Raw genomic sequence first — 23221 nt, forward strand, 5'->3', positions numbered from 1 at the left:
CTGCCCTACATCAATAAAGTGAACCGATAGTTCGGCAGGCTGTGCAATATAGCGAAAGATGAAAAAATAAGCAGTACGCCGAGGGAGACACCAATAGCCTTTTGTTTCCCCTTGATAAATTCTATCAAGTGGTCACGCAGTTCTTGCGGTGCAAATATGAGCAGCAGCAAGGTGTAATAGGCACATCCGACACCAACCTCCGGCGTCGGAACAAAAATTTTAGAAGCCGGCAGCGCCGCCATAAAGCGTGTCAATTCAAACGATATGGCAAGCAATATGCTGTCAAACGCAAATACAACTTTCCCCGCTAGAGGGATGATCCACGCCGTAATCCCGCCCAAAAGCCCGACGATAATGATGATGTCCACAATCGGAACGACAATAAAATTCGATAATAAAGACGACAGCGACACCTGATTGAAATACCATGCGAGCATGGGGAGCGTCGCGAGTTGCGCTGACATTGTGATGGATAAACTGCCTGCGGCAAATACGGATATCCCTTTCATACGTTGAAACAGTATGGGCGCAATAAAAAGTAGCCCCGCCGTTGCAAGAAAGGACAATTGAAAGCTGATATGGAAAAACAGCAGCGGAGAGACGAGGAGCATCAAGATCCCCGTCACAATCAAGATACGCTGCGCGTCCCGTTCCTGCCCTAGAACAAGTCCGACAAAAGCAATTCCGCCCATAATGCCAGAACGTACGGCAGGCGGCACGAATCCTGCCAATACGACATAGGCTGAAATGACAAAAATCACAGAGATTGCCCGCGCCCATTTGGGAAATTTCAGAATTATAGAGAACCATGCCGTCACGGCGGCAATCAAGCTGATATGGGAGCCGGAAACAGATAAAATATGTATAATTCCCGTTGTGGTAAAGGCTTCTAATAGTTCCGGTCGTATGCCTTCGTATCCTCCAAACAGCATTGCAAAAATCGCCGCTGCATCGCTGTGCGGCATCACCTCCGACATGCGATTGATATAGTGTGTACGCACATCTGCCGCAAATTGGATGATATTCTGAAATAACGAATATTTTTCTGCACGCTGAAAAGAAAGAGAATCTTGGCTTGTGTGAAGCCGCGCTGTAATTCCTTGGCTGTGCAAAAGGAACGCCGTATCTATCTGCCCCGGGTTTTGATAACTGTGCGGTCGGCGCACTGTTCCTTCGGCAGAAATATGATCCCCGATATGCACTTCAGGCAGGTCGTCTCCGGCACGCACGCGGGAATAAATAAGTATATTCCCTTCTCCGACATGTTCTTCTCCTTTGGAAAATATAGATGTTACCTGTGCCGTATAACGCAGATGAACACCCCCATCCGGATCTGCGGTAATACGAGGCGGTTCTGTAACGACACCTTCGACCTTGGCATCTTGTCCCGCGTAATTCGAAATATCGGAAGCCGGAAGATCATAGACCGCCGCGAATCGAAGCATCCCCAATACGAAAAAAAAGCCCGACGAAGACAATCCATGTCTTTGGGCTTTGCCGATATATCAGGAATATCGCCGCGCCGCTTCCAATCAGCAGTACGGATAAAAAATACGGCAGCGCGGCAGAAAAAGAAATATCAAAATATGCGCTGCAGAAAATACCGAGACAAAGGGAAAATAACAGGGCGATAAGAAACGTGAGCTGATACTGCCCTGTTTTCATATGGTCACCTTGTCCTTTAGTTTTTCAAATTTTGCGTTGCCGATTCCGCGTATCTTTTTTATATCTTCAATCTTCTTGAAGTTCCCGTTTGCTTCACGATACTCCACAATACGTGCCGACATCGCGGGACCGATGCCGGGAAGCTCCTGCAGTTCCTTCTCGTTTGCTGTGTTGATGTTGATCCGCCCGTCTGTATCGTTCCCCGCGGGCACGGCGGTCTTACTGCCGAATTTTTGATTTTCCGGTACGCGTATATGCATTCCGTCTTCAAGCAGCGCCGCCATATTCACGCGGTCAATGTCTGCCGTTTCTATCACGCCGCCGACTTCGTTCACGGCATCGGCGACACGTTTTCCTTCGGGGAGTATAACGAGTCCCGGTTTTTTCACCTCTCCCGAAACATATACGGTCACGGAACGCGGCGGTTCCGGCGGCATGTTCGTCCCCGCGTCAAGCGCCAATGTTTCCTGTTCCGAATAGTAGCCGTACATTGTGCCGCCTATAGCGGCGGCAACGAGAATGAGCAATACGGCAAGGGACTTTTTGAACATGGGCATACGAACATCTCCTAATAGACGTTGCGTCCGCTGAAGATCTCTATCATCTCGCGCCGAAGACTGGTACTGATCAGCAGTCGTGTCTTTGGCGGGATTTCATCGACATCTGTATTAAAGAGATAATTTTGTAATTGCGGCTCCTTGATGAGCATACGCGTATGAAAAAGGCTGGCCTGATAGAGATTGATGTCCACCGCATCGTATTCGTCCAGGGTTTCTTGCTTGATAAACTCTTGGATCGAGGTCATTTTCGAATCCATGAACAGCTTGCGCCCCTGCAGATCTCTCGTAAATCCGCGCACACGATAGTCCATCGTAATGATATCCGAATCAAACTGGCTAATGAGGTAATCGAGTGTTTGCAGCGGCGTGATCTCTCCGCAAGTCGCAACATCGATATCGACGCGGAACGTCGCGATGCTCGTATCCGGATGGAACTCCGGATATGTGTGAACGGTCACATGGCTCTTGTCAAGATGCGCCAGTATCGTTTCGGGCGCTGCGGCGGCTCTGTTGACGGGTTTCTTACTGCCGGATATGACGGCGGCTTCTTCCGCAACCAGCATCGTCACGCTCGCCCCCTGCGGCTCATAGTCCTGCTTTGCAATATTGAGAATACGCGCCCCAATCATATCCGTCACTTGAGAAAGTATCTTGGTAAGTCGGTCGGAATTATACTGTTCGTCAATATATTTGATATAGTCCCGCTGTTCTCGCGCAGATTTTGCATAGCAAATATCATAAATATTGAAACTCAGCGCTTTCGTGAGATTGTTAAATCCATATAGTTTCAGCTTTCCATCCAACGCCGGGATTCCTGCCTTTCCTGTTCAAAAAATAATACACATCGACTGTAACAATATATTTTGATATAGCGGCATACGTCTGCATCATCTAGTTTTTACGATGCGGCGCATGGTCTGCTCTCCATTTCTTAATCGCGTCCAGACGCTCGCGGAATCGTCCTTCGACGCCTTGATCCGTCGGGTGGTAATATGTTCGATCCGCAAGTGCATCGGGCAGACACTGCATATTTGTGATATGTTCCGCCGCATCATGCGCATATTGATAGCCTTTGCCGTAGTCTAGCTCCTTCATGAGTTTGGTCGGGGCATTTCGAATGACAAGCGGTACCGGTTCGGCAAGCATCGTGCGTGCATCCGCTGCGGCAGATAAGTAGGCAACTTCCATCGCATTCGATTTCGGGGCAAGCGAGAGGTAGATCACTGCCTCGGTGAGATGTACGTTGCACTCGGGAACACCGATATACCGGCATGCCTGATATGCCGCGACGGCGATCTCAAGCGCACGCGGGTCGGCAAGACCGACATCCTCCGCCGCAAAACGCGTAACTCGCCGCGCAACATAAAGAGGATCTTCCCCTGCTTCGAGCATGCGCGCGAGCCAGTACACGGCGGCATCGGGATCGGAATTGCGCATCGACTTATGGAGCGCCGAGATCAGATTATAATGTTCCTCCCCCGTCTTATCATAGAGGAGTGACTTGCGGGAAATGCATTGTGCGAGATTTTCTTCCGTCACCGTAACAATGCCGTCTTTTTCCTCCGCATTGAGGATCAGCATCTCAAATGTGGAGAGTGCGCTGCGTGCATCTCCGTTGGCAAAGCGTGCAACCGCAAGCACAGCGTCCTCCGATATGTCTATCTTTTGACCGCCGAGCCCGCTAGGAAGTGCCGCCGCGCGCAATAGGAGCTTTCGAATGTCCTCCGTTTTCAATCCTTGCAGTACGAATACGCGGCAGCGAGACAAAAGCGCGCCGTTGATTTCAAACGACGGATTTTCCGTCGTCGCGCCGATGAGGACGATACTCCCTTTTTCCACAAAGGGCAAAAAGGCATCCTGCTGTGCTTTGTTAAAACGATGAATCTCATCGACGAAAATGATGACACGCTGACCGTAGGAACGCTTTCGCTCGGCTTCCTGCATGACGGTTCGAATGTCCTTGATGCCGCCGGACACTGCGGAAAACGTAATAAACTCCGCCTTTGTCCGCGCCGCAATGATCTGCGCCAGCGTGGTTTTTCCAACGCCCGGAGGTCCCCAAAAGATCATTGAAGTAATTTGATCGCTTTCGATGAGGCGACGCAGAATTTTTCCTTTCCCCAGAAGGTGCTCCTGTCCGACAAAATCCTCCAGCGTATGTGGACGAACACGTTCCGCAAGCGGTCGGTGCAGAGCTTGTTCAAAAAGCCCCTGCTGTTCATCCATTTGCCTCATCCTCCAAGCACAGTATATCTCATGTTGAATTATCGCATAAAATTAAGTCTTAGGCAATAGAAAAAACGATTCGGAAAAAATTCTCCGAATCGTTTTTATCGTTTCGCAGGCGTTACAGAATAAACCGCGACATGTCGTGATCTCGCGCGATGTCGGCAAGGTAACGATCCACATACGCCGTATCGATGACGATGTCTTTTTCGGTCAGATCGGGTGCATCGAACGACAGATTCTCAAGGAGTTTTTCAAGGAGCGTATAGAGACGGCGTGCGCCAATATCCTCCGTCTGTTCGTTAACCGTCTCGGCAAGCTCTGCCAAACGCCCGATCGCATCGTCTCCAAAGGTCAGCGTAACGCCCTCTGCCCCGAGGAGCGCAGCATACTGCTTGATGAGCGCGTTCTTTGGCTCCGTGAGAATGCGCTCAAAATCCTCTTTGACAAGTGATTTCAGCTCGACACGGATCGGAAAGCGCCCCTGCAGCTCCGGAATAAGATCGGAAGGCTTTGCAATATGGAACGCTCCCGCGGCGATAAAGAGGATATGATCCGTCTTGACAGGACCGTACTTCGTAACAACGGTCGATCCCTCCACGATCGGCAGAATATCCCGCTGGACACCCTCGCGCGATACATCCGCACCCGAACTGTGTCCGTTGCCGACGGCGATCTTATCGATCTCATCAAGAAACACGATACCGCTGTATTCCGCGGCATATACCGCCTCGTCTGCAACGACATCCATATCGACAAGTTTATCCGCCTCTTCGGCGGTAAATAATTTACGCGCCTGACGGACGGAAACCTTTCTCCTGCGGCGGCGCTTTGGAACAAGAGAACCGATCATCGACTGTAAATTATCGCCGACTCCCTCGAGCGATGATCCGGCGAACATTCCTGCCATGGGACGGGAGGATTCCTCCACATCGATCTCAATCATCTCGTCTTCGAGTTCTCCCGCGTGCAGACGCTTGCGCACCCAGTCGCGTCCGGCTTGATATTTCGGCGGTTCCTGCTTCTCTTCGGCGGGTTTTTCCTCTGCGCCAAAGAGTTTGCCGAGCGGGTTCACCGATTTCTTTGGCGCAGGAACAAAGACGTCGATCAGGCGTTCCTCTGCGTTTTCCGCCGCCTTTTCCTTGACCTCTTCCAGTTTCTCCCGGCGCACCATACGCACGGCTGTCTCTACGAGATCCCGCACGATGGATTCAACGTCGCGTCCGACATATCCGACCTCTGTGAACTTCGTCGCCTCGACCTTGAGAAAGGGCGCACGGACGAGACGGGCAAGGCGGCGGGCGATCTCCGTTTTGCCGACACCCGTAGAGCCGATCATGAGGATGTTCTTCGGAATGATGTCCTCGCGCATATCGGTATCGAGCTGCCGGCTGCGCCAGCGGTTGCGCAGGGCGATGGCGACGGCGCGCTTCGCTTCCTGCTGGCCGACAATATATTTATCCAGTTCTGTAACAATCTCGCGCGGTGTCTGTTCGTTCACGCCGATAGAACTCATGATTCCAGCACCTCCACCGTAATGTTATGATTCGTATAGACACATATGTCCGCCGCGATGGCGAGTGATTCCTTCGCGACGGCAGGAGCGTCCATGTCGCTGTGCAGTGTGAGGGCACGCGCTGCGGCAAGAGCGAAGAAGCCGCCCGATCCGATGGCAGTGCAGTCGCCGTCCGGCTCGATCACTTCGCCGTTGCCCGAGATCATGAGGATGCCGTCCTTGTCCGCGACGAGCAGGAGCGCCTCAAGTTTGCGCAGTACCTTGTCCGTACGCCAATCCTTTGCCAATTCTACAGCCGCCCGCTGGAGGTTTCCACTGTAGGATTCGAGCTTTGCCTCAAATTTTTCAAACAGGGTAAATGCGTCCGCCACCGATCCCGCGAATCCCGCAAGGATCTTTCCGTGATAGAGCCGACGTACTTTGCGTGCGGTCGCCTTCATAATGGCGCGCTCTCCAAAGGTCACCTGTCCGTCTCCGGCAATCGCGACCTTATTCCCCTTCTTTACGGCGACGATTGTGGTCGCATGAAATGTCATGGCGATTCCTTTCCGTTTTCTTGCAGGAAATCATCTAATGCGGCAAGTGCGCGGCGCGCGGTCAGCAGCTTTTTTTCCGGTTTCCGCGTACGGCGCGGCAGATCTTCGAGCGGCGGCAAGAGTCCGAAATTGATATTCATCGGTTGGAAATGTGCCGGGTCACAGGTCGTAATATAATGCGCGAGCGCGCCGTGACACGTTGTCTGCGGAAATACGACAGGTGTGCGATCTGCCGCGATGCGTGCGGCGTTGATCCCCGCCGTAAGGCCGGAAGCCGCCGACTCGACATACCCCTCGACGCCCGTCATCTGTCCGGCGAAGAATAGTGTATTCTCCGAGCGCAGCTGAAAAGTCGGGCGCAGATGCCGCGGTGCGTTGATAAAGGTGTTTCGATGCATTACGCCGTAACGCAGGAATTCCGCATGAGAGAGTCCCGGTATCATCCGGAATACGCGGCGCTGTTCCGCCCATTTAAGGCGCGTTTGGAATCCGACGATATTGTAAATCGTCCCCTCCGCATTGTCTTGTCGGAGCTGAACGACGGCATACGAACGCTCTCCCGTCTCCGGATGCTCCAGCCCCATCGGTTTGAGAGGTCCAAAGAGGAGCGTGTCTTTGCCGCGCGATGCCATAACCTCAACGGGCATACATCCCTCAAAGAAAATCTCTTTTTCAAAATCATGCACATCCGCTTTTTCAGCCGCTGTGAGCGCCTGCCAAAACGCTTCGTATTCCCTATCGTTCATGGGACAGTTCAGATAGGAGGGTTCGCCTTTCCCGTAGCGGGATGCTCGATATGCCTGTGTCATATCGATGCTCGCAGCATCCACAAGCGGCGCCGCCGCGTCGTAAAAGTACAGTGCGTCGTCGCCGAGCAAGGCATGAATTTCATCGGCAAGCGCACCGGACGTGAGCGGTCCCGAGGCGATAATAACAACGGCGTCTTCGTCACGCGGAACGGCCTTGATCTCTTCTCGCCGGATGCTGATGTTGGGATGCGCGGTGATTTGCTCCGTAATATATCGGCTGAACCTCCTGCGGTCTACGGCAAGAGCGCCGCCGGCAGGAACTGCGGTTGCGTCCGCCGCTCGGATGATCAGTGAATCCATCCGGCGCATTTCTTCTTTCAGTACGCCGACGGCATTTTCAAGTCCCGCGCCGCGCAGAGAGTTGCTGCATACCAGTTCCGCAAAATCATCCGTCTTGTGTGCGGGAGAGGTACGTCCGGGGCGCATCTCGAAGAGCGTCACCTCTGCGCCCCGACGTGCTGCCTGCCACGCGGCTTCACTGCCTGCAAGCCCTGCGCCGACAACGATGACCTTCTTCATGTATTCGATCCTTTTTTACGGGAGGCGGTACGCTTTGCACGCGTCTTTGTATTCGTGTCCGCACTTACATCGGCATCTTTGCTTGTCTTGGCGTTGGCACGCTCTTTCTGGCGCGCGAGTTCTTTTTCAATCGGGCTGCCGATGCGGGATTCACATTGTTCGTTGCTGCAATAGAGAATGGTACGCCCCGTGCGGTAGCGATGCTTTTGCATGAACGAACCGCAGACCTTGCAGGTCTCCTGCTGCGGCTCGTCCCATGTCGTATAGTCGCAGTCAGGATAGCGGTCGCAGCCGTAGAATGCACGTCCGCGGCGACTCTTGCGTTCGACGATTTTACCGCCGCATTTGGGGCACTGTACGCCCGTATCGCGCAGCAGGGGCTTCGCATTGCGGCACTCGGGGAAGCCGGGGCATGCCAAAAATTTACCGAACCGTCCCTGTTTAACAACCATCATTCTCCCGCATTTATCGCAGGGAATGTCCGTGATTTCCTCGGGCAGATCGACGGTGCCGATGATCTCTTCCGCCTTTTTGAGAGTTTCGTCAAAGGGGGTATAAAATTTTTGCAGCAGTTCGTTCTTGTTGAGCGAACCGTCGGCAACCTCGTCCAGTTCGCCCTCGAGGTTCGCGGTGAACTTCGCATCGACAATATCCTTAAAATATTCGCCCAGCATATCCGTAACGATGAAGCCGAGCTCTGTCGGGCGAAACTGCTTTTCACGGCGTTCCACATATCCTCGTTTTTGTATTGTCTCGATGATGGGCGCATAGGTGCTCGGACGTCCGATCTCCATGTCCTCGAGCGCTTTTACCAAGGACGCGTCGTTATAGCGCGGCGGCGGTTCCGTAAAATGCTGCTCCGGGTCGAGCGCGGTGAGGGAGAGCATATCCCCTGCGGACAGCTCCGGAAGGATCGTATCCTTTTCCTTTTTAGAGCTCTCTGCACCCGCATAGACAACGGTATATCCTTTGAATTTAATCTTCGATCCATGTGCGCGCAGCTGGTAGTCGCCCGCCTCGATTTGAGCGGATACGGTATCGTAGACCGCCGCCGTCATTTGACATGCGGCAAAACGCTGCCAGATAAGCGTATAGAGCCGCTGCTGATCCCGGTTGAGATACGGCTCCACCTCGGACGGCAGGCGCAGGATGCTCGTCGGTCGGATCGCCTCATGGGCGTCCTGTGCTTTTTTCCCGCCGGCGTAGATGTTGGGCTTTGCCGGCACATAGTCCTGCCCGTACTCCTCGCCAATATAGCCGCGCGCCTCCTCGATCGCAAGATTTGAGAGACGCGTCGAATCGGTACGCATATAGGTGATGAGACCGGTCGCACCTTGACGTCCCAGCACAACGCCCTCATAGAGCTGCTGTGCAATCATCATTGTGCGCCCGGACGTAAAGCCGAGCTTTCGTGCGGCATCCTGTTGGAGGGAACTCGTCGTAAACGGCGCCGCCGGTTTCTTGCGGCGTTCGCTCTGCTTGACTTCCTTGATCTTAAATTCCTGCGCGGCGAGATCGTCCGTGACCTTTGTGGTCTCCTCTTCGCTGTGCAGAGACGCCTTTTCTCCACGGATGTGCGTTAGTTCGGCAATGAATGAGCTCTTATCTTTTTTGACCTTTGCCTTGACCGTCCAATATTCTTCGGAGTGAAAGGCTTCAATCTCTTTCTCTCGGTCGCATATGAGGCGTACCGTCACGGACTGCACGCGCCCTGCCGACAACCCCTTGCGGACTTTGCGCCAGAGCAGAGGAGAGAGTTTATATCCGACGATGCGGTCGAGCATACGGCGTGCCTGCTGTGCGTCCACCTGCTCCATGTTGATGGGGCGCGGATGATGGATCGCTTCGGCAATGGCGGGCTTTGTGATCTCATGGAAGACGATGCGGCAGTTCTCCTTTGGATCGACGCCTAGGATAAATGAAAGATGCCAAGCGATCGCTTCGCCTTCGCGGTCGGGATCGCTTGCCAGATAGATCTTATCCGCTTCTTTTGCCTCTTTTTTGAGCGCACGAATGAGATCTCCTTTTCCGCGCACATTGATGTACTTCGGCGTGAACGCATCCTCCACGTCGATGCCGAATTGACTCTTCGGGAGATCGCGCAAATGCCCCATCGAAGCCCTGACGATATAGTTCTTTCCTAAATATCGCTCAATGGTCTTTGCCTTCGCGGGCGACTCCACAATAACAAGCGTTTTTCCCGCCGACTTTTTTTTGTTCGTCTTTTCATTGACTGCTTTTGTCTTGCGTACAGATGATGTCGTAGCCAATCTGTCAGTTCCTTTCGAGGCGCCGATAGGCGTGCATTTCATTTTCTGTAATAATTCCCTTGAGCTGCATCTGAAGGAGGAGCAGCGGAATATTTGCCGTTACGGCATCGGGCAGGCTCTCCAGTATCTCGTCCATTGTCAGCGGATGATCGCAGGAGAGCACCTTATAAATACGAGCTTCTTCCGGAGTCAAGCGGTCTTTCACAGGGCGTTTGGGCAAAGGGACGATATTCATATCTTCGAGGATCTCATGAGGAGATTCTACGAGACGCGCTCCGGCGCGGATGAGATTGTGACAGCCGCCGCTCTGCGGAGAGTATATGCTGCCGGGAATCGCATATACGTCGCGCCCTTCGCTGAGCGCCATTTCCGCCGTGATGAGGGAACCGCTGCGCCGCGCGGCTTCAACGACCAAAACGCCCTCAGAGAGTCCGCTGATAATGCGGTTTCGCGCGGGGAAAAATGCGGGGAGCGGCTGCGTTCCCGGTGCATACTCCGAAAGGACGGCGCCGCCTGCGTCGATGATTTGTGCAATCAACCGCCGATTTTCCGGCGGATATGCAATATCCACGCCGCAGCCGAGTACCGCCGCCGTCCTGCCCGCACGCAGCGCCCCGCGGTGCGCACAACTGTCGATCCCGCGCGCGGCGCCGCTGACTACCGTCACCCCCGCCGCGGCGAGCTTATCTCCAAACTCCATTGCGGCGGCTTCTCCATACGGCGTAAACTTCCGTGCGCCGACGATGCCGACGCGTCGCGCATCGGCAAGCAGCATACCGCGATAATACAGCACGATCGGCGGATCGAAGATTTCCTTGAGGATGATCGGATAAAGTTCCTCGTCTATCGTCACCAGCCGAATGCCGCGCTTTTCGCACTGCTCCTCGAGCTGCTGCGGAAGATCGGGGTGCTCGTGTGTGTGATGCGCAAGTTTTTCAGCTAATAGAGAGGAAAGTCCTCCGATGTTTTGCAGGGCCGCCGCATTCATCGACCAAATCTCCTCCGGTGAGGAGACTCTCGTACGCAGGCGGCACATGCGCACGCTCCCGATATTATGACACTGCATCAGCGCCGCTAGGTACCACCGTTCTTCCATGCGATTTACACGCTCCTCATCTTACCGAAAAACATACGGGAATGCAACCGAAAGCATTGATTTTATAGGAATAATATTTTATCGCGGGAACAGTTCGTCTCCAAAAACGTAATAGACCATTAGGAAAATCAGCAGGATGAGAAAGAGATCTGCCATCGTATTTCTCCTATGAAAAAAGAGGGGCTATGCCCCTCCCAAGATTTTGCATCATCACATAATGCGGCGTGCGCCGATATAACATGCGCCCCAGTAGCCGCCGCGCAGATTGTCAATCGCAACCCCGCGGCTCGACGAAGCGTTGATGAAGTTGCCGTCGCCGAGATAGATGCCCACATGTGAAGGTCCGTATTCATAAGTCGAGAAGAACACGAGATCACCGGGAACCATCTCCGCGGAGGAAACCGGATAGCCGACATCATACTGTGCATCCGCCGTACGCGGCAGGTAGATGCCCGCGTTTGCAAAGACGTAGCGGACAAAACCGGAGCAGTCAAATCCGGAGGGCGTTGTTCCACCGAAGGAATATGGAACGCCCAAATACTGCATCGAATCCGAAATTACGCGGCGAACGATATAGTTTGATCCGCGGCTGACCTGCGGCATCGTTTTTCCAAGAAGCGCCTCATAGGTCGAAGGACCGACCATGCCGTCTACGGCAAGACCGTGTGCTGCTTGGAACTCCTTGACCGCCTCTGCCGTCGCGGGGCCAAAATCACCGTCGGCGACAACATCATATCCTACGCTCGAAAGCTGCCCCTGAATCTCGGCAACGTCCGTTCCTTGATCTCCAATTTGGAATGACTCTGCACTCGCAATGGATGCGGAGCAGAGAAGCATTGCGGATAATGCAAGAATCTTAATTTTCTTTTGCAAGCAAACACTTCCTTCCACTAGATGCATTATGATATTGGCTACGAGAAACCAATAAGCCGAGTTCTGTTCCGCCTTGCGGCGGCGACAATCATTTATCTAGGCCGACGGTTGCCCGCAGGCTCAAGCGACTCTACCCGGAAGGTCGACGGGCCGCCTTTGTCCTTCCCTATTTGGTCTTGCTCCATGTGGGGTTTACCAAGGCCGACCGGTTACCCGATCGCCGGTGCGCTCTTACCGCACCTTTCCACCCTTACCGGCAAAGCCGGCGGTTTAAATTTCTATGGCACTGTCCCTAAGGTCACCCTCGCCGGACGTTATCCGGCACACTGCCCTGTGGAGCTCGGACTTTCCTCATGCATCGCAAAAACGATACAGGCGATTGTCTCGGTTTCTCATACCAACGCAGAGATTATACCACATATGGCTGTCAGGTGTCAAAAGTCCCCCTAGCCCTTGTATAATATAGAGAATTCAGAAATCACCGAACATGTTGTCCATATTTCTAAAAAAATATTTTAGAAAATTATTTTCCCCATATGACATGAGACCTTCATCTGAGCAGCTTACTCCATATGTGCCGCGCCGACAATCTCGTTGATGTGAGAAATGTCATGTTCTTCCATATAATGGAGAAGTCCGTCGCAGATCTTCATCATGATTGCAGGATCGGTGAAATTCGCGGTTCCAACGGCAACGGCGGAAGCCCCCGCGAGGAAAAACTCCACGGCATCCTCCCATGAAGCGATGCCGCCCATTCCGATGATCGGCACGCGTACGGCACGTGCCACGTCATAGACCATCCGCACGGCAACAGGTTTCACGGCGGGACCCGAGAGCCCCCCTGTGCGGTTGCCGAGCACCGGCTTTCCTGTTTCTATGTCGATGCGCATACCGATGAGCGTATTGATGAGAGAGATCATATCGGCGCCCGCCGCCTCGACCGCGCGCGCCATCTCCGTAATGCTCGTGACATTCGGGGACAGTTTCGCAATGACGGGCTTTTGCACAGTGCGCCGCACTGCCCGGACGACAGAGGCCGCAGCATGGGGATCCGTGCCGAACACAATCCCCCCCTCCTTCACATTGGGACAGGAGATATTGATCTCGAGCGCGGCGACATCCGGCACATTCAGCCGTTCTGCAACCGCCGCATAATCCTCGACGGAACCGCCTGATATATTGACGATCACGTTCATGCCGTAGTGGCGAATGCGCGGCAGGATTTCCTGCAGGAACACATCGACGCCCGGATTTTCAAGACCGATGCAGTTCAGCATTCCCTGCGGCGTCTCCGCGATACGGACGCCGTCGTTCCCACGCCGCGGGTGCAGTGTCGTCCCCTTGACCATTACGCCGCCAAGACGCGAAAGGTCGACAAAATCCGCGAACTCCTCGCCGAACCCGAAGGTGCCGGATGCCGCGAGCACCGGTGTGCACATATCAATGCCCGCAAGCGTCGTATGCAGGCGTTTATCCCGTTCATGATGCGTCATAGTATACCTCGTCGGCGGAAAATACGGGGCCGTCCTTGCAGACCTTGCGTCGCCCGTATTTTGTATCAACGGCACAGGACAGGCATGCACCGAGTCCGCACGCCATATGCCGCTCCAGTGAGACCTCGCAGGGGACATCGTACGATGCCGCAAGTGCGGCGACGCGCTGCATCATGACGGGCGGCCCGCAGACGGCGATGCCGTCATAACTCTCCTTTGCGAGCAGCTCCGGCAGGAGTGTCGTCACGAAGCCTTTCGTGCCATAGGAGCCGTCATCCGTCGTTATAAACACCTCATGAACATAGGGGGCGTAAATATGCTCCCAAAAGAGTTCGTCTTTCGTACGCCCGCCCATCAGCACACTTGCCGTTCCCCGGCTCTCCGCTGCAAAAAAGAGGAGTGGTGACAATCCCATACCGCCGCCGACGAGCAGGGGGCGGCGCAGCTGCGTTCGAAACCCCTTCCCGAGAGGTCCCAGCACGGAGACCCGTGCGCCGGGACGCGCTGCGGCAAGCGCCTGGGTTCCCTGCCCCACTATGCGGTAAATGAGCCGAATCCATCCCTCCGTACGCGACACCTCGGCAATACCGAGCGGACGGCGCAGAATGCTCGTGCCAAGAGGAACGGAGACATCGACGAACTGCCCCGGAAGCGCCTCTGCCGCAATGGCAGGCGACATTAGCGTCATGATATATACCCCTGCACCGGGGCTCTCATGCGCCGCAATGCGGGCTTCCTCGACGAACTTAGGCAAGGTCATCCCCTCCGCCCACATAGTCTTGAAGCGCAAGCGCATAAACGAGACGCCGCTTGCGCATAAATTCCAGCACCCGCAGAACCTCCCACGCCGTATCGAGCGAGGTCAGACAGGCGATGCCGTGTTCGACCGTCGCACGGCGGATCTTAAATCCGTCGCGCGCAGAATGCTTGCCCTGCGTCAGCGTATTGATGACCATGTTGATCCGTCCGCTCTTGATCATCTCGATGATGTCCGAACTGCGCTCATGTACTTTGCCGACCACATTGACGTCGATGCCGAGCGCGGCGATCGCCTTTGCCGTCCCCTCGGTCGCAACGATTTCAAAATCAAATTCGGAGAACGCCTTAGCGAGCTGTTTCATCTCCTCCTTGTCCTTATCCGCGACGGTAAAGAGCAGTCGCCCCTTCGTCGGGATATTGAGTCCCGAGCCGACGATCGCCTTGTACAGCGCGCGGGCATAGTGATAATCGATGCCCATGACTTCGCCCGTGGACTTCATCTCGGGTCCGAGAGAAATATCGACGTCCGTCATCTTTGCAAACGAGAATACGGGAGCCTTTACCGCAACGTATGGACGCGGCGGAATCAGCCCGGAATGGAATCCCATTTCCTTGAGCGAAGCCCCCATCGCAACCTGCGTCGCCACACTGACCATATTGACGTTTGTAATTTTCGAAAGGAACGGCACGGTGCGGCTCGATCGCGGATTCACCTCGATGATGAACACCTCGTCGTGCGCGACGACGAATTGGATGTTCAGCAGCCCCTTGACGTGGAGCGCGACGGCAAGCCGCTTCGTATAGTCGATGATGGTATAGATGACACGGGCGGGAAGCGTCTGCGGCGGATAGACAGCGATGCTGTCGCCCGAGTGAACCCCCGCGCGCTCGATGTGTTCCATGATGCCGGGAATAACGACGTCGACGCCGTCGGAAATCGCATCGACTTCCACCTCCGTCCCCTGCATGTAGCGATCCACGAGGACGGGGTGATCCGGCGTGACCTTTACCGCGCGCTGCATGTAGTCGCGCAGCTCGTCCTCATTGTAGACAATCTCCATCGCGCGGCCGCCGAGCACATAGGAGGGGCGCACCATCACCGGATAGCCGATGCGCTTTGCCCCTGCAACGGCATCCTCGAGGTTTGTGACGCTGATTCCCTCGGGGCGGGAAATCCCAGTCTGCGTCAGCACCTCGTCGAACCGCTCGCGATCCTCGGAGCGATCGATGTCGTCGACCGACGTTCCATAGACACGAAGCCCCGCGCGCTCCAAAGCGGCGGCGAGGTTGATCGCCGTCTGCCCGCCGAACTGTACGATAACGCCGTCCGGCTTTTCCTTATCGACGATATTCAAAACATCCTCGACCGTCAGCGGCTCAAAGTAGAGCCGGTCGGAGATGTCAAAGTCCGTACTGACTGTCTCCGGATTGTTGTTGATGATGATGGCTTCGATGCCCATACTGCGGAGCGCCCAAACGGAATGTACCGAGCAGTAATCGAACTCCACGCCCTGCCCGATGCGGATCGGCCCCGAGCCGAGCACAATGACCTTCTTTTGATGCGATACGGCGACCTCGTCCTCGGTACCGCGAAAGGTAGAATAGTAGTACGGGGTCGCGGCTTCAAACTCGGCGGCACATGTGTCGACCATTTTGTAGCACGGCACAATGTTGTTCGAACGGCGCATACTGCGAATCTCATCGATCGTCTTGTGCGTGAGTTCCGCAATCGAAACGTCGGCAAGTCCGGTCCATTTTGCCGCGGCAAGCAGCTTCGGCGTTAGCGGAGACGAGGCAAGCTCATTCTCCATATCGGCGATATGCTTCAGCTTATGGACGAACCATTGATCGATCTTCGTGATCGACGAAATGTCCTCAACCGATAATTTGCCGCGGCGCAGTGCTTCGGCAATGAGAAAAATCCGCTCGTCATTGACGAACGAGAGGTGTTTTTTTATGAGCTCGTCGTCCCATGCGTCAAACCGCTCCATGTGCAGCCGATGGACGCCGATCTCGAGCGATCGTACCGCCTTCAGGATTGCCCCCTCAAAGCTGCGGTCAATCGACATGACCTCGCCGGTCGCCTTCATCTGCGTCCCAAGCGTATGATCGGCGTAGATGAATTTATCGAACGGCCAGCGCGGGAACTTGACCACGCAATAGTCGATCGTCGGCTCAAAGCAAGCCTTTGTCTTTTGTGTGACGGAGTTCACGATCTCGTCGAGCGTATAGCCGATGGCAATCTTCGAGGATACTTTCGCGATGGGATATCCGGTCGCCTTCGAAGCGAGCGCGGACGATCTGCTGACGCGCGGATTGACCTCGATGACATAGTAGCGATCGCTCTGCGTATCGAGCGCATACTGTGCGTTGCAGCCTCCCTCGATGCCGAGCTCCCTGATGATGCGCAGACTGGAGCTCCGCAGCATCTGATACTCGTGATCCGTCAGCGTCTGTGCGGGAGCTACGACAATGCTGTCTCCTGTATGGACACCGACGGGATCAAAATTCTCCATACTGCATACGGTGATGCAGTTGTCACGCCCGTCGCGGATCACCTCGAACTCGATTTCCTTCCATCCCGCAACGCTGCGCTCGATGAGCACCTGCCCGATCATGGAGTAGTTAAGTCCCTTGATAACGATAGCAATGAGCTCTTCTTCGTTTTCCGCGATACCACCGCCGGTGCCGCCCATCGTGTAGGCGGGGCGGACGATAACGGGATAGCCGATCTTATTGGCAAACTCGACGGCGGAATGCACATCCTCCACGATGGTGCTTTCCGGGATCGGCTCACCGAGCTTTTCCATCGTCTCCTTGAACCGCTCCCGATCCTCCGCCTTTTCGATGGCGTCGAGCGAGGTGCCGAGGAGTTCCACACCGTGTTGCTCCAATATCCCCCTCTCGGCAAGCTGAACGGCGAGGTTCAGCCCCGCCTGTCCGCCGAGGGTCGCAAGGAGACCCTCGGGCTTTTCCTTTGCGATAATCTCCGCCAAAAAATCGACGGTGAGCGGTTCGATATAGACGCGATCCGCAATATTCGTATCCGTCATGATGGTCGCGGGATTGCTGTTGACGAGCACGACCTCAAGACCGTCCTCCTTGAGGGAACGGCAGGCTTGGGAGCCGGCGTAGTCGAACTCTGCCGCCTGTCCGATGATGATCGGCCCCGAGCCGATGACCATAACCTTCTTCAAATTTTCCTTGCGCGGCATCGTTTACACTCCCTTCATCAAATCCCAAAACGTATCAAAGAGGTACATATTGTCGTCGGGACCCGGCGCCGCCTCCGGATGGTACTGTACGGAAAATATCGGGAGCGACGTATGCCGCAGTCCCTCAATCGTCTCGTCGTTGACGTTGATATGGGTTACCTCGAGAGGCGTTCCGGCAAGAGAGGCGGGGTCGACCGCATAGCCGTGGTTCTGCGCGGAGATATGTACCTGTCCCGTTGTTAGCGTCTTTACGGGTTGATTGCCGCCGCGATGACCGAATTTCATCTTGTACGTCTTTGCACCGAACGTCAGCGCGAGCAGTTGATGCCCAAGGCAAATACCGAAGATGGGCTTCTTGCCGACAAGTTTTTGAATCTCCGCCACGATCTCCGGAACATCCTGCGGATCTCCCGGGCCGTTGGAGAGAAACACGCCGTCCGGATCTAGCGCGAGGACTTCCTCGGCAGTGGTATGAGCGGGAACGACAGTCACCTTTGCGCCGATACGATTGATATTTTGCAAAATACTGCGCTTAACGCCAAAATCCATAGCGACAATATGCGGAGCATTTGAAACGTCGGTCTCAAGCACATAGACTTCGCGCGTCGTTACCGTATCCACATGATCGTGCGGCAGCTCGATGGCTAGGAGCCGACGAACCTCTTCATCGGAAGTATCGGACGGAACAAGAACGCCCTTCATCGCGCCTGCAGAACGAATATGCCGTGCAACAGCTCTTGTATCTACATCATATAGACATGGAATGTGGTATTTGTGTAAAAAATCTACAAGTGTCCCCTCGGACTGCCAATTATTCGGAAGATCGCAGAGTTCGCCAATGACAAAACCGCGCACAAAGGGCTGCGGAGCCTGCATGAATTTCTCCGCGACACCGTAATTCCCGATGAGCGGATAGGTCATCGTCAGGATTTGCCCGCAAAAAGACGGGTCGGTAAGGCACTCCTGATAGCCCGTCATACAAGTGGTAAAGACGACTTCTCCCACCGATGCCGCACTGCCTTGGAGCAATGTCCCGGGAAAAATTGCGCCGTCTTCTAGGATCAGGTTTCCTTTCATTTAACGACCACACCGTCCTTCATAACGATCTCACCGTCGACAACAGTGAGCACAGCTTTCCCCTTGAGCTTCCTTCCGACAAAGGGGGAATGGCTTCCTCGCGTATAAAACTTTTCCGCCTCCACCGTCCAAAGGCGCTGCGGATCGATGACGACGACATCGGCGGGAGCGCCCTCGTTCAACGTGCCGGCATTCAGCCGGAAGACGCGTGCCGGTGCATAGCTCATGCGCTCGATCACTGTCTCCATATCCATTTTTCCCGTATGAACGAGATCGGTCAGGACGACGCCGAGTGCGGTCTCAAGCCCCGGAAAGCCGCTCGGCGCATAGACATACTCGCGATCCTTATCCTCGCGCTCGTGGGGCGAGTGATCCGTGACAATCATATCGATCGTTCCGTCCGCAAGCCCTGCCACCATCGCATCGACATCCTTCTGCGTACGCAGCGGCGGATTGACCTTCGTAGAGCTGTCGACGGGATTGACGCATTCGTCCGTCATGGTCAGATGATGCGGCGTGACCTCGGTCGTCACGCGCACACCGCGCGCCTTTGCCTCACGCACGATCTGAACGGCACGCGCGGAGCTGATATGCGCCACATGGACGTGCGCACCCGCGTACTCCGCAAGCATGACGTCGCGCGCGACGGCAATATCCTCGGCGACCGTCGGACGCCCCTTAATCCCGAGCATCGCGCTCCGATGTCCCTCATTCATCGCACCGTCCTCCACGAGGGAATTGTCCTCCTCATGGTTGATGATCGCCTTATCAAACGGGACGAGATAATCATAGGCGCTGAGGAGCACCTTTGCCGACGGGTCAAAATGTCCGTCGTCGGAGAACGCGACAGCGCCCGCTTCCACCATATCGCCCAGTTCCGCAAGCTCCCTGCCCTCTTGATTCTTCGTCACGGCGCCGATGATGTGGATATGGATCACCGACACATCCTCGGCGCGCTTTTGCAGACTTCGCACGAGCGCGGCAGTATCAACCACGGGACTCGTATTCGGCATCGTGGCAACCGTGGTATAGCCGCCTGCCGCGCCTGCGCGCGATCCGGAGGCAAAATCCTCCTTTGCCTCCTGTCCCGGCTCGCGGAAATGGACATGCATATCGATGAGCCCCGGGGCGACGATTTTCCCCGTGGCGTCGTAGACCTCGGCATCAGGAGATTTCAGGTTTTTACCGACTTTTTGAATGATGCCGTTTTCGATGAGAACATCGGATACTTCGTTTCGTTTTGAGCCGGGATCAATCACTGTTCCGCCTTTTAAGAGCAGCGTACTCATTCGTGTTTTCCTCCCATCAACGTCAGCGTAAAGAGCGCCATACGGACGGCGACTCCGTTCCTCACTTCTTCTTGAATCCGAGACTGGACATGATAGGCAACGGACTCCGAGATTTCCCAGCCCTTGTTCATCGGTCCCGGGTGGAGCACGATGGCGTCCTTGTTCGCAAGCCCCAGTCGAGCTTCATTCAGCCCGTAGATGCGCGCATATTCGCGTGTCGACGGGAAGAGTCCGCCCTTCATGCGCTCCAACTGGATGCGGAGCACCTCGACGACATCCGCACCTTCCAGTGCGTCCTCTACCCGGTCGTGCACGGTAATCCCCTCTTCTTCGTGCAGGAATCGCGGCAGGAGAGGCCTTGGTCCCGCGATGTGGACGTCCATCCCCATCTTGCGCATCCCCTGTATATCGGAACGCGCCACGCGGCTGTGCAGGACATCGCCAAGGATTGCGACCTTGAGCCCCGCGAGTTTTCCTGCATATTCTTCGATCGTATAGAGATTGAGGAGCCCTTGCGAAGGGTGTGCATGTGCTCCGTCTCCCGCATTGACGATAACCGGTGAAACAACGGATGCCGCATAGGCGGCGGCGCCTTCCGCCTTGTGCCGCATGACGATGGCATCCACGCCCATCGCCTCGATCGTATAGAGTGTGTCGCGCAGACTCTCTCCCTTGACGATGCTGGAGGTTCCCGACGTAATATTCACGACGTCGGCGCCGAGATATTTCCCCGCAAGCTCGAAGGACGTGCGCGTCCGTGTGCTCGGCTCGTAGAACAGCGTGACGATGGATTTCCCGCGCAGTGCGGGCACTTTTTTAATATCGCGCCCGACGATGTTCTTCATCTCCCGCGCCGTGCTTAGAATCAAACGGATCTCGTCTGCGGAAAAATCCTCCAGCGCAAGAATATCGCGCCCTTTCAGCGATAGCTCCCGACTCATATTCGCCCTCCTTCAGCAATAAAAAAGCTCTTCCACGCAAATGCATAGAAAAGCCTGTATTCTAAAAATGGATAAACGGATTGTGTCTTGCATGTCATTGAAAACTCCTTTAAGGCCTCACGGGACCTCTTAAAAGGTAATATCGTTCTTCATATTATACGTTTTTGCAGATGAAAAATCAACTCTATGCGCGATGTCAATTCAAATTTTTTCTGTAAGCCGTTCCGCCAGCAACGTATAGCGGCGCCGCGTCCGGTCGTTACTGACGGCGGTATAGAGTGCGGCACGGTCGCCGACGATGATCACTCTTTCCTTGGCACGAGTTACTGCGGTATAGAGCAGATTGCGCTGGAGCATCACATGATGGGCGCGCACGAGCGGCAGAATGACGACCGCGTACTCGCTCCCCTGACTCTTGTGAACGCTCATCGCGTAGGCGAGAGTGAGAGACGAAAGTTCGTCACGCGTATAGAAGACATCCATGTCCTCTGCGAACCGGACGACAACATGCTCACTGTCTATCCATGAGACCGTTCCAATGTCTCCGTTGAACACGCCTTTCGTATAGTCGTTGCGCGTCTGCATCACTTTATCGCCCATGCGCAGCCATCCGATTTCCGCCTTGTCCGGCGCGGGCGGATTCAGTGCGGCTTGGAGACGCCCGTTAAGCATATCCACGCCGCACGCCTCTCGGCGCATGGGGGAAAGAACTTGTATATCCATGATAGAGGAGCCGCCGCGCTTGCGCAGCAACTGTTCCGAAAGTCGAACGATTTGCGCCGCCGCATCTTCGCTTGAGACCGAGGGAAGAAAGGAGAAGTCCGCCGCGGAAAATGTAGGGATGCGCCCGGCGTTGATGGCATGTGCGTTGAGCACGATCGTTCCCGCACTGTTCTGCCGGAAAATTTCGGTTAGGCGTACGCTCGGAATGACACCCGCACGCAGAATATCCTTGAGAACGGATCCGGGGCCCACCGCCGGCAACTGATCCACATCGCCTACAAAGATAATATGTGTCCCGGGGAGAACGGCAGAGAGAAAATGGAACATCAGCACAATATCCATCATCGACACCTCGTCGATAATGATGACATCTGCCTCGAGCCGCGTCTCGGCATCACGCCCAAAGCGCGTAGCGCCCTCCTCGCCGCCCTGTGCCTCGAGCATTCTATGAATGGTCGCCGCTGGTTTTCCCGTCGCCTCCGAGAGCCGCTTTGCCGCGCGCCCGGTCGGCGCACCGAGCAGAATCTCCAGTCCCTGCTCTTCCAAAATATCTATGATGCTCCGGATGACCGTTGTCTTCCCCGTCCCGGGGCCTCCTGTCAGCACAAGGATTCCGTTCGAGAGGGAGGCGATCACTGCCTCTCTCTGCGCCGCGGCGAGATGTACCTCATGCACTTCTTCCCACGCAGCAACACGTGCCTTGGCGTCATCCATGTGGATATACTCCGCTTCCCGCTGAAGTGTCAGCAGCATCCGTGCGGTGCGTTCCTCGGCTTGGTAGAGGGGCGTCGGGTAAATTAGACGCTCGCCCATCTCATCCACCGCATGAAGACGTCCCGCCTTTACCTCGCACGCGAGGACATCCATCACTTCTGAGCGCGATACACCAAGCCGCTGCGCGGCTTTATCGGTCAAAATACGCTCAGGAATACAACAGTGTCCGCCGGATGAAATCATGGACAGCTCATAGGTAATACCGGCGGCAATCCGCTCCGCCGCATTTTTTTCCCATCCGGCGGCGACGGCGATAGCGTCCGCCGTCATGAAGCCGATGCCGTCAATATCCTGCGCAAGCCGATAGGGAGATTTTTCCAGCACCTGCACGGCGAGAGAGCCGTACGCCTTGAAGATGCGCGCCGCATAGCCGCCCGTAATACCGTGATCCTCAAGCCACAGCATAATATCGCGCAGTTCAGATTGGCGCATATAGGACGACACGATTTTTTTCAGCGTCTTGGCGCCGATGCCGGGGACTTCCTTGAGCCGATGCGGCGCCGTCTCGATGATGGCAAAAGATTTCGCGCCAAATCTGTCCACGATGCGCCGTGCCATGGCGGGGCCCACGCCGTCGATGACGCCGGACGCCAAAAAACGCTCCATCCCCGCCGCATTGGTCGGCGCGGCGACGCGCATCCGCAGTGCCTGAAACTGGCGTCCAAAACGCGGATGCGTTACCCAAAATCCTATGAGCCGCACCTCCTGCCCAACCAGCGGCGCGGCGCCCTTGGTCGTGGCGGTGCATTTTCCCTTATTGTCCAAACGCAGACGAAACACAGAGAACGCGCCGTCATTCGATGAAAAAACAATATGGTCGACGGTTCCCGTCAGCTCGTCTTCTTCGGAACGAAATCCAAGGTTTTGCCCGGTGTCCATG

The 23221-nt window shown here is 55.2% G+C and carries 17 protein-coding genes and 1 other RNA gene; all 18 read right to left on the reverse strand.

What is annotated here, in order from left to right; all coding sequences use genetic code 11:
• Positions 1 to 5 precede the first annotated feature (5 nt).
• Positions 6 to 1445 (reverse strand): ComEC/Rec2 family competence protein, encoded by a 1440-nt coding sequence (locus HMPREF9162_RS12690; RefSeq protein ID WP_009438434.1) that lies wholly within the window; start codon positions 1443 to 1445, stop codon positions 6 to 8.
• Positions 1446 to 1661: 216 nt separating this feature from the next.
• Positions 1662 to 2222 carry a helix-hairpin-helix domain-containing protein gene (locus HMPREF9162_RS04445; RefSeq protein ID WP_009438523.1) on the reverse strand — a complete coding sequence of 187 codons (561 nt, stop codon included), beginning with the start codon at positions 2220 to 2222 and terminating at the stop codon, positions 1662 to 1664.
• A gap of 11 nt (positions 2223 to 2233) precedes the next feature.
• Positions 2234 to 3028, reverse strand: a complete 795-nt coding sequence (gene speD, locus HMPREF9162_RS04450) for an adenosylmethionine decarboxylase (protein ID WP_009438381.1) — start codon at positions 3026 to 3028, stop codon at positions 2234 to 2236.
• Between the two features lie 88 nt (positions 3029 to 3116).
• Entirely contained in the window at positions 3117 to 4451 is a 1335-nt protein-coding gene (locus HMPREF9162_RS04455; protein WP_009438349.1) for a replication-associated recombination protein A, read from the reverse strand.
• Positions 4452 to 4572: 121 nt separating this feature from the next.
• On the reverse strand, positions 4573 to 5967 hold the full coding sequence (gene hslU, locus HMPREF9162_RS04460) for an ATP-dependent protease ATPase subunit HslU (protein WP_009438425.1): 1395 nt from the start codon (positions 5965 to 5967) through the stop codon (positions 4573 to 4575).
• On the reverse strand, positions 5964 to 6503 hold the full coding sequence (hslV, locus tag HMPREF9162_RS04465) for an ATP-dependent protease subunit HslV (RefSeq protein ID WP_009438474.1): 540 nt from the start codon (positions 6501 to 6503) through the stop codon (positions 5964 to 5966). Before hslV ends, hslU begins: the two co-directional genes overlap by 4 nt.
• Positions 6500 to 7831 (reverse strand): methylenetetrahydrofolate--tRNA-(uracil(54)-C(5))-methyltransferase (FADH(2)-oxidizing) TrmFO, encoded by a 1332-nt coding sequence (gene trmFO, locus HMPREF9162_RS04470; RefSeq protein WP_009438485.1) that lies wholly within the window; start codon positions 7829 to 7831, stop codon positions 6500 to 6502. Before trmFO ends, hslV begins: the two co-directional genes overlap by 4 nt.
• Complete coding sequence (gene topA, locus HMPREF9162_RS04475) at positions 7828 to 10143, reverse strand: type I DNA topoisomerase (RefSeq protein WP_175282244.1); 2316 nt, start codon at positions 10141 to 10143, stop codon at positions 7828 to 7830. Before topA ends, trmFO begins: the two co-directional genes overlap by 4 nt.
• Entirely contained in the window at positions 10106 to 11197 is a 1092-nt protein-coding gene (gene dprA / locus HMPREF9162_RS04480) for a DNA-processing protein DprA (RefSeq protein ID WP_009348775.1), read from the reverse strand. The genes topA and dprA overlap by 38 nt, the downstream gene beginning before the upstream one ends.
• A 210-nt stretch (positions 11198 to 11407) precedes the next feature.
• On the reverse strand, positions 11408 to 12070 hold the full coding sequence (locus tag HMPREF9162_RS04485) for a C40 family peptidase (protein ID WP_009438357.1): 663 nt from the start codon (positions 12068 to 12070) through the stop codon (positions 11408 to 11410).
• A 37-nt stretch (positions 12071 to 12107) separates the two neighbouring features.
• Positions 12108 to 12465: RNase P RNA component class A (rnpB, locus tag HMPREF9162_RS11745), an RNA gene on the reverse strand.
• Positions 12466 to 12633: 168 nt separating this feature from the next.
• Positions 12634 to 13563 (reverse strand): dihydroorotate dehydrogenase, encoded by a 930-nt coding sequence (locus HMPREF9162_RS04490; protein WP_009438343.1) that lies wholly within the window; start codon positions 13561 to 13563, stop codon positions 12634 to 12636.
• Complete coding sequence (locus tag HMPREF9162_RS04495; protein ID WP_037350210.1) at positions 13550 to 14338, reverse strand: dihydroorotate dehydrogenase electron transfer subunit; 789 nt, start codon at positions 14336 to 14338, stop codon at positions 13550 to 13552. Before HMPREF9162_RS04495 ends, HMPREF9162_RS04490 begins: the two co-directional genes overlap by 14 nt.
• Complete coding sequence (gene carB / locus HMPREF9162_RS04500; RefSeq protein WP_009438572.1) at positions 14310 to 17537, reverse strand: carbamoyl-phosphate synthase large subunit; 3228 nt, start codon at positions 17535 to 17537, stop codon at positions 14310 to 14312. Before carB ends, HMPREF9162_RS04495 begins: the two co-directional genes overlap by 29 nt.
• Positions 17538 to 17540: 3 nt before the next feature.
• A complete protein-coding gene (carA, locus tag HMPREF9162_RS04505) occupies positions 17541 to 18614 on the reverse strand; it encodes a glutamine-hydrolyzing carbamoyl-phosphate synthase small subunit (protein WP_009438573.1) in 1074 nt (357 codons plus the stop codon).
• Positions 18611 to 19903, reverse strand: a complete 1293-nt coding sequence (locus HMPREF9162_RS04510) for a dihydroorotase (protein ID WP_009438508.1) — start codon at positions 19901 to 19903, stop codon at positions 18611 to 18613. Before HMPREF9162_RS04510 ends, carA begins: the two co-directional genes overlap by 4 nt.
• A complete protein-coding gene (locus HMPREF9162_RS04515) occupies positions 19900 to 20844 on the reverse strand; it encodes an aspartate carbamoyltransferase catalytic subunit (protein WP_009348783.1) in 945 nt (314 codons plus the stop codon). Before HMPREF9162_RS04515 ends, HMPREF9162_RS04510 begins: the two co-directional genes overlap by 4 nt.
• Positions 20845 to 21045: 201 nt before the next feature.
• On the reverse strand, positions 21046 to 23220 hold the full coding sequence (locus HMPREF9162_RS04520; RefSeq protein WP_009438553.1) for an ATP-dependent RecD-like DNA helicase: 2175 nt from the start codon (positions 23218 to 23220) through the stop codon (positions 21046 to 21048).
• Between the last annotated feature and the right edge of the window lies 1 nt (position 23221).

The organism is Selenomonas sp. oral taxon 137 str. F0430 (genome assembly GCF_000183625.1).
Taxonomy (GTDB): Bacteria; Bacillota; Negativicutes; order Selenomonadales; family Selenomonadaceae; genus Centipeda; species Centipeda artemidis.